General features: G+C 64.7%; 10 protein-coding genes, 1 other RNA gene and 1 pseudogene. 10 read left to right on the plus strand and 2 right to left on the minus strand.

From position 1 onward, the window contains the following. Positions 1-68 precede the first annotated feature (68 nt). From XANALMUS060_RS08205 to pepQ, 4 genes and pseudogenes are all read left to right on the plus strand, one after another. On the plus strand, positions 69-2360 hold the full coding sequence (locus tag XANALMUS060_RS08205; RefSeq protein WP_052688126.1) for a DUF1631 domain-containing protein: 2292 nt from the start codon (positions 69-71) through the stop codon (positions 2358-2360). Beyond that, positions 2357-2701 carry a PilZ domain-containing protein gene (locus XANALMUS060_RS08210; protein ID WP_045728170.1) on the plus strand — a complete coding sequence of 115 codons (345 nt, stop codon included), beginning with the start codon at positions 2357-2359 and terminating at the stop codon, positions 2699-2701. The genes XANALMUS060_RS08205 and XANALMUS060_RS08210 overlap by 4 nt, the downstream gene beginning before the upstream one ends. A 380-nt stretch (positions 2702-3081) precedes the next feature. Next, positions 3082-3477, plus strand: a pseudogene (locus tag XANALMUS060_RS23020) (Xaa-Pro dipeptidase); the annotation flags it as partial. 48 nt (positions 3478-3525) lie between these two features. Next, a complete protein-coding gene (gene pepQ / locus XANALMUS060_RS08215) occupies positions 3526-4839 on the plus strand; it encodes a Xaa-Pro dipeptidase (RefSeq protein ID WP_045737994.1) in 1314 nt (437 codons plus the stop codon). 36 nt (positions 4840-4875) lie between these two features. On the opposite strand, the gene XANALMUS060_RS08220 is transcribed toward pepQ, so the two are convergent. Further along, positions 4876-6201 carry an aminopeptidase P N-terminal domain-containing protein gene (locus XANALMUS060_RS08220; protein ID WP_045737967.1) on the minus strand — a complete coding sequence of 442 codons (1326 nt, stop codon included), beginning with the start codon at positions 6199-6201 and terminating at the stop codon, positions 4876-4878. After that, complete coding sequence (locus XANALMUS060_RS08225; RefSeq protein ID WP_045737968.1) at positions 6201-6746, minus strand: YecA family protein; 546 nt, start codon at positions 6744-6746, stop codon at positions 6201-6203. The genes XANALMUS060_RS08220 and XANALMUS060_RS08225 overlap by 1 nt, the downstream gene beginning before the upstream one ends. 162 nt (positions 6747-6908) lie before the next feature. On the opposite strand from XANALMUS060_RS08225, the gene XANALMUS060_RS08230 reads away from it, so the two are divergent. The 6 genes from XANALMUS060_RS08230 to XANALMUS060_RS08250 all read left to right on the plus strand — a co-directional run bounded on the left by XANALMUS060_RS08230 (position 6909) and on the right by XANALMUS060_RS08250 (position 11336). Further along, positions 6909-9128, plus strand: a complete 2220-nt coding sequence (locus tag XANALMUS060_RS08230) for an EAL domain-containing protein (protein WP_045737969.1) — start codon at positions 6909-6911, stop codon at positions 9126-9128. 67 nt (positions 9129-9195) lie between these two features. Continuing rightward, positions 9196-9417 (plus strand): TIGR02449 family protein, encoded by a 222-nt coding sequence (locus XANALMUS060_RS08235; RefSeq protein WP_045737970.1) that lies wholly within the window; start codon positions 9196-9198, stop codon positions 9415-9417. Then, the gene (locus XANALMUS060_RS08240; protein ID WP_045737971.1) at positions 9414-9707 is read left to right on the plus strand and encodes a cell division protein ZapA; all 294 of its coding nucleotides are present in this window, start codon (positions 9414-9416) and stop codon (positions 9705-9707) included. Before XANALMUS060_RS08235 ends, XANALMUS060_RS08240 begins: the two co-directional genes overlap by 4 nt. A 94-nt stretch (positions 9708-9801) precedes the next feature. Next, positions 9802-9986: non-coding RNA, 6S RNA (ssrS, locus tag XANALMUS060_RS18485), on the plus strand. 289 nt (positions 9987-10275) lie between these two features. Further along, entirely contained in the window at positions 10276-10869 is a 594-nt protein-coding gene (locus XANALMUS060_RS08245) for a 5-formyltetrahydrofolate cyclo-ligase (protein WP_045737972.1), read from the plus strand. Continuing rightward, complete coding sequence (locus XANALMUS060_RS08250; protein ID WP_045737973.1) at positions 10866-11336, plus strand: EVE domain-containing protein; 471 nt, start codon at positions 10866-10868, stop codon at positions 11334-11336. The genes XANALMUS060_RS08245 and XANALMUS060_RS08250 overlap by 4 nt, the downstream gene beginning before the upstream one ends. The last annotated feature ends 43 nt before the right edge of the window (positions 11337-11379 follow it).

The raw sequence follows: 11379 nt of genomic DNA on the forward strand, positions 1-11379 counted from the left end.
GGATGCCCCTGTCTGCAATCTTGTCGGGTCCCCCGGCGACGCTTGCTAGCGTCGTCTTACCAGCGCGCGTGCGTCATCTGCTGACATGTCTGAACGCGCTGTTGCGGCAGTCGCTGGAGTCGCCACTACAAGCAACCCTGGACGAACTGGAGCGAGCACTGTTCGACCAAGCCGAACACGCGCACAACTGCCAGTTGCGGCAAGACAGCCATCAGGATGCGCAGAACCTGCGTGCACAACGCGCGCACTTCGTCCCACTGTTCCGAGCGCAACTGGAAACCGCGCTGGCCACGATTCGCAGCACTGCGGCGAGCGTTCAGTCGGAGCAGTCCACCACGACCAAGGCGGCAACCCAGGCCCTGAGTTTGGTCTGCGACGTGGATATCGACCGCAACATCGTGCTGCACGAGATTGCCCGACGCGAGGCGATCCGCACCCATATTCCATTGCAACTGCTCGGCCACCGCTTCGGCGTACTCGCCGCGCGTCCCGCGTTCGAGGTCGAACACCTGCCAATGGGACCGCAGGCGCTGTGCCGGATACTGCGCGAGGCCGGCAAGCAACTGCAGATGGGGCTGGACGCACAACTGGCCCTATACCGCGCGTTCGAGCGCCATGTCCTGACGCATTACGCCACCATCGTGGAACGGGCAAATGACCTGCTCACGGACGCAGGCGTACTGCCTGGACTGGTCTACCGGCCCTACCCCACGCGCACGTCCTCGCCCACAGCAGCGGTCGCCGCGCGCAGCGCAGCACGTACACCCGCCCCCCCCCATCCGGTCATCGCTCAGACGCGAGCGGCAAGCCATCCTCACAGCAATGCGATCACGACAGAGGACCGCGCGATCGCCGCACCGATCGCAACGGTGACGCCAGCAAACACGCTCGATGCACCGGTCGAGCTGACCACGCTGCGCCGCTTGCTCATGGCGGCACGCAGGAATGCCGCCCCTGTCACGGCCATATCGGCGGCCGATCCAATCGCCGCCATCCGCCCCGCGCAGACCGACGCGCCCCAAGCCGAGACGCTCACCATTGCAACCACCACGCTGTTGCAAGCACTGGGCGAACTTCAAGCGCAGCCGCCAGCGCACAGCACCATGGGTGGGTTGCGCGGACGTCGCCATATCCGCGACGTGCAGGCGGCACTATCGAACGTCTTGCGCAGCGCACACGGTCCGCAGGCCACGCTGGCCTGCCAGGATGCCGACATCTTCGATCTGCTCGCCCTGTTGTACGGCGAAATCGAGCGCGAGGTACGCAGCGGTACGCCAGCAGCATTGCTATTGGAACGCTTACAGGTGCCGCTGGTACGCGCAGCGCTGCAGGATCCCACGCTCTTCGTGTGCGACCGGCATCCAGCACGCGAACTACTCAATGCGGTGGCCGAATCCAGCCTGCTCTGGCTCGGCGACGAGGACGTCGATGCACCGTTGCTACTGAAGTTGAACAAAACCGTGGATCGGGTCGTCGAGGAATACGAAGGCAATGTCACAGTCTTCGAACAGGCATACCAAGAAATCCAGGCACATTGCCGCACCCTGGCACACAAGGCGGAGATCGCCGAACGCCGGCACATCGAAGCGGCACGTGGCAAGGAACGGCTGGCGCTGGCCAAGCAGACGACCGGCCACAGCCTGGAGCGACTGTGCAATGCCTGGCAACCGCCATACGTGGTGCAGACCCTCTTGCAACAGGCATGGTCCGACGTGCTGGTGCTGACGCTGCTGCGCCAAGGCGAAGACTCCGATGCGTGGCGCGAACGCGAGCGGCTCAGCGCACGCATCGCCGAGATCACCTGCCGCACCGATGAGGCACCCGACACTGCTCTGACCGATGCTGTGTGCAACGCTTTGCTGCAGGTCGGCTATCACCAGGACGAGGCTGCGGCCATCGCCCGCATTCTTTCCACGCCAGGGGCGGCCGAGACATCGGCGCTGCTACCGGGATCTGACACCACGCCACAGTTGCGCGCGCGTGTTGGCGTGCAGAGCGAAGACAATGAGCCGCCGTTACCGCCACGCACCGTGGACGAACAAGCAGCCTACGAGCATCTGCGCAGCCTGCCGTTCGGCACATGGTTCGTGTTCGTCACCGACCAGCAGCACAACCCGAAACGACAGCGTTTGTCGTGGTACAGCACGTCCACAGAACGCGCGTTGTTCGTCAATCAACGCGGACAAAAAACCGCCGATTACTCGCTGGATGGACTCGCCAGACTATTGGCGCGGGGCCAGGTAAGCATCATCACCGGAAACCGTACACGCTTGATCGACCGTGCCTGGCAAGCGGCCATGCACACGCTGAGAACTCTCGCTGGCGCGATTGCGTCGAATATCTCCGTGGAGGACGTATGATCGCCGAAGCCCGTCGCTCGCCGCGCCGCCCGGTGCCGGACATGGTGCCGGTCCTGGACATGATGGAAGAGGTAGTGATCGGCCGCCTCGGCAATGTGTCCGAACACGGCATGCTGCTGCTGGCATCGACCCACTTGCATGACGACGCGCTGTACCAATTGCGCTTCACGATGCCGCAAACCGATCGTCAGGTGCAGATCGACGTGGGCGCACACCTGTTGTGGAGCGAAGCCTCGCACACGCCAGGCCATGCCTGGACAGGCTTCTGCTTTCTCACCATCTCCGCCGCGCACCGCGATCTGTTACGACAATGGGTCAACAACGCCGAGCCCAACGGCTGACCTGTCCATTCCATACTCCACGACACGTGCAGAAGCGGCGACTTGCGTCTTTATGCGACGCCATCGGTGGTCTTAAAGTGGCTAAAAAAACCTCGCCAGTCGCGGCCCGGTTGGGTACGGACCGCGCGCAGCAACCGCCATGTACAGACGGCACATGAGGATTCCGAGCACTGCCCGCACCCGTCCGGCGGCGACGCCGTCGCTTTGTTCGCCATTCTTAGTCGCAAGTCACCGAATCCCCACCACTGAATTGCGGCACACTGCGTCCTCGTTGATCCACGCCGACCGAGTTCTGCCCATGCTCCAGCACACCCTCAGTGCCCTGTACGCCAACCATCTGCGCACGCTGTCGCACCGCGCCGACACAGCGCTGGCGCGCGGTGCGACACGACACAGCGCTGGCGCGCGGTGCCTTCGAGCACCTGGTGGTGCCCAGCGGCAACCTGCATTACCAGGCATTCGACGACCGCGACTATCCCTATGCGGTGAATCCACAGTTCAAGGCATGGCTACCGCTCACCCGAGTGCCGAACAGTTGGCTGGTGTACACCCCGGGACAGCGACCGCAAGTCATCTTCCACCAACCACACGACTACTGGCACGCAGTGCCGGCGGCACCCAACGGCTGGTGGGTGGAGCATTGCGACATCCACATCATCCGCAGCCCGGAAGAAGCACTGGCACTGCTACCAACGCCAACGCGCTGCGCGATTCTCGGCGAACCGCACAGCGCACTCGGCGATTACATTCCCAACAATCCGCAGGTGGTGTTGGACTATCTGGACTACCACCGCGCCTACAAAACGACCTACGAACTGGCGCTGATGCGTCAGGCGCAGCAACTGGCGGTGCGCGGCCACCGCGCCGCCGAAGCGGCGTTCCGCGAAGGCCGCAGCGAGCACCTGGTGGTGCCCAGCGGCAACCTGCATTACCAGGCATTCGACGACCGCGACTATCCCTATGCGGTGAATCCACAGTTCAAGGCATGGCTACCGCTCACCCGAGTGCCGAACAGTTGGCTGGTGTACACCCCGGGACAGCGACCGCAAGTCATCTTCCACCAACCACACGACTACTGGCACGCAGTGCCGGCGGCACCCAACGGCTGGTGGGTGGAGCATTGCGACATCCACATCATCCGCAGCCCGGAAGAAGCACTGGCACTGCTACCAACGCCAACGCGCTGCGCGATTCTCGGCGAACCGCACAGCGCACTCGGCGATTACATTCCCAACAATCCGCAGGTGGTGTTGGACTATCTGGACTACCACCGCGCCTACAAAACGACCTACGAACTGGCGCTGATGCGTCAGGCGCAGCAACTGGCGGTGCGCGGCCACCGCGCCGCCGAAGCGGCGTTCCGCGAAGGCCGCAGCGAGTTCGAGATCCACATGGCCTATTGCGCCGCCGTCGGCCAGGACGCGACCGAACTGCCCTACGGCAACATCGTGGCACTGAACGAGCACGGCGCCGTGCTGCATTACACCGAGCTGCAACGACAGACGCCGACGCCGCTGCACAGCCTGCTGATCGACGCCGGCGCCAGCGCACACGGCTACGCCAGCGACATCACCCGCACCTACGCCGCCGACACCAGCAGCGAATTCCAGGCGTTGATCGATGCGGTGGACACCGCGCAACAGCGCATGGGCCAGAACGTGCGCGCCGGCGTGGACTACGCGCAGTTGCATCTGGACGCACACCTGGCGCTGATGGGCGTATTGAAAGACTTCGGCGTGCTCACGGTATCGCCGGAAGCCGCCGTCGCCAGCGGCGTCAGCGGCGTCAGCGCCACCTTCTTCCCGCACGGCCTCGGTCATCCGATCGGCCTGCAAGTCCACGATGTTGGTGGTTTCGCCGCCAGCGACCAAGGCGGGCGCATCGAGCGGCCCGACGGCCACCCGTACCTGCGCATGACCCGCACACTCGAACCGGGCATGGTGGTCACGATCGAACCCGGCCTGTACTTCATCGACATGCTGCTGGAGGCGCTGAAACAGACCAAACACGCCAACAGCGTGGACTGGGCACGGGTGGAGCACTTCAAGCCCTACGGCGGCATCCGCATCGAGGACGAGGTGGTGTGCACCGAGGACGAACCGGAGAATCTGACGCGCCCGGCGTTCGCGGCGGCCTGAACCACCGCACCGGTCAAACGCGGCGCATGCGCTGGATCAATCCGCCGCCATCACCGCTTCGATCTGCTCGGCACTGCGCGGCAGCGCGTCGGTCAGCACGCGGTGGCCGTCGTCGATGATCAGCACGTCGTCCTCGGTGCGAATGCCGATGCCACGCCACTTCGCGTGCACCTCCTGATCGTCGGGGGCGACGTATAGCCCAGGCTCGATGGTGAACACCATGCCCGGCTCCAGCAGGCGCGATGCACCAGCCAGTTTGTAGTCGCCGACGTCGTGCACGTCCAGCCCCAGCCAGTGCCCGGTCTTGTGCCGGTAGAAACGCCGATAGTCGCCGCTCTCCAGATTCTGCTCCAGGCTGCCCTTGAGCAAACCCAGCCGCAGCAGACCTTCGGTGAGCACCTGCACTGCGGCCAGATGCCCGGCCTCGTATGCGACGCCCGGCCGCGCCTGCGCCAGCGCCGCCGCGTGGGCGGCGCCAACCAAATCGTGCAGCGCGCGTTGTTCGGCGCTGAAGCGGCCGTTGACCGGAAAGGTGCGGGTGATGTCGGCGGCATAGCCACGGTACTCGGCGCCCGCATCGATCAGGACCAGATCGCCGTCGCGCAGGCGCGCGGCATTGGCGCGGTAGTGCAGCACGCAGGCGTTACTGCCGCTGCCGACGATGCTGGCGTAGGCGGGACAGGCATCACCTGCACGGAACGCGTGTTCGATCTCGGCCTGCAACTGGTATTCGTGCACTCCGGACCGCGCCACCCGCCACGCCGCGCGGTGTCCGGCCACACTCAGGTCGGCGGCCACCTGCATCAACGCGATCTCCTCGCGCGACTTGAACAGGCGCTGCTCATGCAGCAAGTGGCCCAGTTCCAGGAACTCGTGCGGCAACTGAGCGCCATGCCGCACCTGCTCGCGCACGCGCTTGACCCAGCCGATCAGCTTGAGATCGAAATCGACGTCGCGGCCGAAGTGATAGTAGACCCGCGAGCGACCTTCCAGCAGACCAGGCAGGATGTCGTCGAGATCCTCGATCGGGTAGGCATCGTCCATGCCATAGTGGGCCACCGCGCCTTCCTGGCCGGCACGCGGGCCGTCCCAGGCTTCGCGCTCGGGGTCGCGCTCGCGGCAGAACAGCAGCACCTCGCCATGACGGCGTCCGGGCACCAACACCAGGACCGCCTCTGGTTCCGGAAATCCGCACAGATACCAGAAGTCCGAATCCTGGCGGTACGGATAATGGGTATCGTGACTGCGCACGCGCTCCGGCGCGCTCGGCAACACCAAGATGGCCTGCTCGCCGGCCATGTCCATCAGCCGTCGACGCCGGCGCGCGTATTCGGCTGCACCAATCCCGGTGAGCCGCTTCATCAGTTCAACCGCTGCCGGTGACGCGGAGCGAGGACGCAGTCGCTGTGCAGCAGCAGCACCGCCACCCGCACGAATTCCTCGATCTCGGCCAACGCCTCCTCGTCTTCGTCGCCACTGTCGATCTCCTCGCCACTGGTCTGACCCAGCCGGGCCAAGTCCTGTAAGGCCTCAAGCCCTTCTTCGGACAACGGTGGCTTGGCCCCTGCGGCAAGACCGAAACCACCAAGGAAGCTACGGCACCACTCGAACAACGCATCGGCTCGCTCGGGCAACGGCGTCCCAGGCTCGGCCAGGACCAGGTCGAAACCGAAATCGCGGTCCTCCAACTGCGCTACGGTAGCCTGGCGCAGTTGGTCCAGGGCATCGCCGCGGCGTGGCGTGGCAATGTCGGCATCGGCCAATACCGCCGCTGGCCAGGCGGGCAGGTCGGCGCCGCCGCCAGCCAGCCAGCCGCACAGGGCACCGTGGAGCTCGGCCGCGGATGCGGCCAGGTCCAATTGTTGACTGGCATTGACGATATCGGCGGCGGTGGGAAGTTCGGTCATGGATACAGGGTCTGTCGGGCGCTTGCCACCGGCTCGGGAGGCCGGCAGCGGACTGGATGACGGATCAGTGTAACAATCCGCATACACCTTGCTGCTTGTGGAGGCTTCGGGCACATGCCTACACTCAGCAGATCCTTTCCTTGATAGATATCACGTCCCGCCATGCTGTTAGAGCACCTCACTGCGGGAATCGCAAGCCATCTCACCGCCGACTGGAGCTGGAACCGTCCAGTGATCGCCCTCTCTCTGGCCATCGGCGGGCTGACCTTGGCACTGCATGCACTGCTTTACCGGCGGCGTATGCGGCAAAAACTACGGCGCTACGAAGAGCTGCAGCGGCACGAGCATTACCTGAAGTTGGCGCTATGGGCTTCGGGCGAGCACTTCTGGGATTACGACCTGCAAAATCGCACGCTACGGCGGATGCGCGTGGACGATGCCAACCCGCATATGCAGGAAATCGCTCTGGTGATCCACGAGGACGATCCGCTCAGGATCCATCCCGACGACATCGCGCAGGCCAAACATGCGCTGAGCGAACATCTTGAGGGGCTCACCGCGATCTATCTGGCCGAATACAGGGTGGACCTGACCGGCGACGGCGTCTGGCGGTGGGCGCGGGTGCGTGGACGCGTGGTGGATTACGATGCGGCCGGCAATCCGCGCCGGCTCGCCGGCACCGCACGCGACATCACCTCGCACCGTCAAGCCGACCTGGAACGGCGTATCGCCGCGGAAGTGCTGCGCAGCATGAACGAGGCGGTGGCCGTGCTCGACGAAGAGCGGCGCTTTATCTCGGTGAACCCGGCCTTCACCCGGATCACCGGCTACAGCGAGCGCGAGGTCCTGGGCCAGCCGATGACACTGATCGACCACGCGCCCAACGTCCCACCACCGCCGATGCTCGATCAAGGGCTTCACTGGCGTGGCGATGCCTGGAAGCGACGCAAGGACGGCCACGAGATCCTGTGCCACATGCGCCGCAACACCGTGGTCGATGCAGACGGCCGACAAAGTTTCCAAGTGGTGGTGCTGGAAGACATCACCGAACAAAAGCGCGCCGAGCAGGAACTGCGCTACCTGGCCAACTACGACACCTTGACCAGCCTGCCCAACCGCGCCCTGCTGTCCGAGCGACTGGCCCGGGCGATCGTCCGAGCACGCCGCCAGGCCGGCACGGTTGCGGTGCTGTTCCTGGACCTGGACCGTTTCAAGGACATCAACGACTCACAGGGTCACTCCGTCGGCGATCAGGTCCTACGCGCAGTCGCCGAACGCCTGCAACAGGCGGTGGGACCGCAGCATACGGTCGCGCGTCTGGCCGGCGACGAATTCACCGTGGTGGTGGAGGACATCGTCAACCAAGACGAGGCCGAAAGCGTCGCCGCGCGAGTGCTGGCGGCGTTCGAGCCGCCGCTGCGTCTGGACGATCGCCGCGAGGTGGCGGTTTCCACCTCCATCGGCATTTCCCTGTTCCCACAGCATGCGCTACTGCCCAGCGAACTGCTCAAGCACGCCGATACAGCCATGTACCAGGCCAAGGCGGCCGGACGCCGCAATGCCCAGGTGTACTCGGCCAGCATGGACGAGGCCACCCGCCATCGCGCGACACTGGCCAGCACCTTGCGCAAGATCCCACTGGATCAGGAGTTGAAACTGGTCTATCAGCCGCGCTACTCGTTGCGCGAACAGCGCGTGGTGAGCGTGGAAGCGTTGCTGCGCTGGCACAGTGCCGATTTCGGGCCCGTCTCGCCGAGCCAGTTCATTCCCTTGGCCGAAGAAACCGGATTGATCCTGCAAATCGGCGAATGGGTCCTGCGCCAAGCCTGCAGCGCGCTGCGTGACTGGCGCCAAATGGGCCTGACCGATCTGTGCATGTCGATCAACGTCTCGGCGATCCAGCTCGAACGCAGCAACCTGCCCGAATTGATGGCGCAGATCCTGGCCGAAACCGGCGTACCGGCAGCCAATGTCGAACTGGAACTGACCGAGAGCGTGGTGATGTCGCAGGTCGGCAAGAGCGCGGAAATCCTGCGCGCCTGCCGGGAACTGGGCCTGACCCTGGCAATCGACGATTTCGGCACCGGCTACTCGTCGCTGGCCTATCTGAAGCGGCTGCCGATCAACACCCTGAAGATCGACCAGGCGTTCATCAGCGACCTGAGCATGGACCCGGACGATGCCTCCATCACCAGCACCATCATCGCAATGGGCCACTCGCTGGACCTGAAGGTCGTCGCCGAGGGCGTCGAACAGCCCAGCCAGCTCATGTTCCTGCGCGAACATGGCTGCGACGAAATCCAGGGCCACTTGGTCGCGCCCGCGCTAGAGCCGGATGCCTGCCTCAAGCTGCTGCAACAACCACTGCGGCTGCCCATCTGAGCGGCAGCCATCGCACCGCCGCGCGGCGGCTTGACCACCGCGCGAACGCATGTCTATCGTGAGCGCCATGGACACACCCGACGTACTCGCCGAACTTCGCGCACTCGCCATGCGCGTGGAAACGCTGGTGGAGCGTTGCCAGCGCCTCGCCGACGAAAACCGCAGCCTGCGCCAACAGCAGGAGCAATTGATCGGCGAGCGTTCGCAACTGCTGACCAAGAACGAGCAGGCGCGCTCGCGCGTGGAAGCCATGATCGCCCGACTGAAATCGCTGGAGCAGCACACGTGAGCGAACCAGTCAGCATCCGCATCCTCGACCGCGAATACACCGTTGGCGTCGAGGCCCAAGAGCGCGACAGTCTGCTCGCTGCCGCGCGCGTGCTCGAGGCGAAGATGCGCGAGATACGCGGCAGCAACCGCATGGCGGCAGTGGACCGCGTCGCCATCCTCGCCGCGCTGAATTTGGCACATGAACTCCAGCAACTGCGCGACGAAAACGCCCAGCGCGAACACGAAATGACCCGCACGCTTGCCGATCTCAACCGGCGCCTGGATAGTGTGACCGATACGACGCGTTGATTCGGCCATCGCGGCTCGATCATGAAGGTAAATTGCAACGCACCGTGCGACAGACGGACGTGCCAAGCGCGGCGACAGCGTTATACTAGCCCTGCGTTCTCTGCTGTGAACGACAGCGTGTGCAAACATTCGCCTTGTCCCTTAATGACGACCACGGGGTGGCGACGGAATCGGGAGTGCAGGTCCGCCTCGTAGCGGGAAGCCCGAAGGTTCCCCAGCCATCCCACTTGAACCCCGGGTTCAAGGTCGTTTCGCACGCATCGTCACGGCGGAGAATGCAATTGTTCCAGGAACCGGCGCCGCAAGGCGCCGTTTCCTTTTCTGCCGATGTCGCGCGCCCCTACCATCGCCATCTCCACCTCGGCACGATCCGCATCACCGACAACGCGGCACCGCTGCGATCCCGATCTCATCTGCGGCCAGCGGCGCCACCGCTCCTGGCCGCCGACCGAACTGGCGCCCTTGCTGCTGAGGCGACCAAGCACCTCACCTCAACCCAACTGCCACGCTCTAGGCAGCGTCCGCGCCGGCCAGGACAATAGGAGCGTCTTTCACTGACGGCCCAGCCATGCCTGCCGATCTTCGCGAGCTCCTGCGTCAGCAACTGCGTGCGCGCCGCCGTGCGCTTCCCGCCGCGACGCGTCTCAGCGCCGCCGACGCGCTGGCGCAACGCTTGCTCCAGCTACCGTTCGCACCGCAACACGGCTATGTCGCCGGCTACTGGGCGATGGACGGCGAGATCGCCCTGCATCGCTGGCAACTGTCGCTGCCAGACACGGTGCAGTACTGCCTGCCGGTCCTGCACGGCACGACCCTGCGCTTCGCGCCGTGGCGTCCGGGGCAGCCACTGGTCGCCAACCGCTATGGCATTCCAGAACCCGATCTCGATGCGGCAGCGATGCTCGCACCCGAACAGATGGCGCTGGTGGTGACGCCATTGGTGGGTTTCGACCACGCCCGCCGCCGCCTGGGCATGGGGGGCGGCTGGTATGATCGCAGCTTCGCATTCCGCCAACAGCAACCCCATCCACCATGGCTGGTCGGTGCCGCCTTCGACACCCAGCAGGTCGCTGCATTACCGCTCGCCGCCTGGGACGTGACGCTAGACGCCGTCTGTACTGAATCCCTCACTCTCACGACCGCGCTCACTTTGCCCGCATGACTGCACGCACCCACTACTGGCTGATGAAATCCGAACCGGACGCCTTCTCGATTGACGACCTGCAGCGGGTCGGGACCGAACCCTGGAACGGCGTGCGCAACTACCAGGCGCGCAATTTCATGCGCGATAGCATGAACGTTGGCGACGGCATCCTGTTTTACCACTCCAATTGCAAGGTACCAGGCATCGTCGGCGTTGCCAGAGTAGCCAGCGATCCCTACCCAGACGCGACCCAGTTCGACCCTTCCTCCGACTACCACGATCCCAAAGCCACACCGGAGCAACCGCGCTGGTATCTGGTGGACGTGGCGTTCGAGCGCAAGCTCACGCGCACGATCACCCTGGAGGAGATCAAATCGCACGCCGATGTGCTCGGCGATGGTTTCCCACTGGTCGCGCGCGGCAACCGCCTGTCAGTCTTCCCGGTCAGCGCCGCGCAGTGGGCCCTGCTGCTGTCGCTGGAGTGACCGCCTGCACAGCACGCCCCCTGCCCCACGGCACCCCTAATCC

The sequence above is a fragment of the Xanthomonas sp. MUS 060 genome, from assembly GCF_000963215.1.
In the GTDB taxonomy this organism is placed as follows: domain Bacteria; phylum Pseudomonadota; class Gammaproteobacteria; order Xanthomonadales; family Xanthomonadaceae; genus Xanthomonas_A.

What these genes read in the sequence shown, in the direction of transcription:
- XANALMUS060_RS08225 (WP_045737968.1), bottom strand. Translation starts at nt 6,746, where the DNA reads ATGACCGAACTTCCCACCGCCGCCGATATCGTCAATGCCAGTCAACAA.
- XANALMUS060_RS08220 (WP_045737967.1), bottom strand. Translation starts at nt 6,201, where the DNA reads ATGAAGCGGCTCACCGGGATTGGTGCAGCCGAATACGCGCGCCGGCGT.
- XANALMUS060_RS08235 (WP_045737970.1), top strand. Translation starts at nt 9,196, where the DNA reads ATGGACACACCCGACGTACTCGCCGAACTTCGCGCACTCGCCATGCGC.
- XANALMUS060_RS08210 (WP_045728170.1), top strand. Translation starts at nt 2,357, where the DNA reads ATGATCGCCGAAGCCCGTCGCTCGCCGCGCCGCCCGGTGCCGGACATG.
- XANALMUS060_RS08245 (WP_045737972.1), top strand. Translation starts at nt 10,276, where the DNA reads ATGCCTGCCGATCTTCGCGAGCTCCTGCGTCAGCAACTGCGTGCGCGC.
- XANALMUS060_RS08230 (WP_045737969.1), top strand. Translation starts at nt 6,909, where the DNA reads ATGCTGTTAGAGCACCTCACTGCGGGAATCGCAAGCCATCTCACCGCC.
- pepQ (WP_045737994.1), top strand. Translation starts at nt 3,526, where the DNA reads ATGCGTCAGGCGCAGCAACTGGCGGTGCGCGGCCACCGCGCCGCCGAA.
- XANALMUS060_RS08250 (WP_045737973.1), top strand. Translation starts at nt 10,866, where the DNA reads ATGACTGCACGCACCCACTACTGGCTGATGAAATCCGAACCGGACGCC.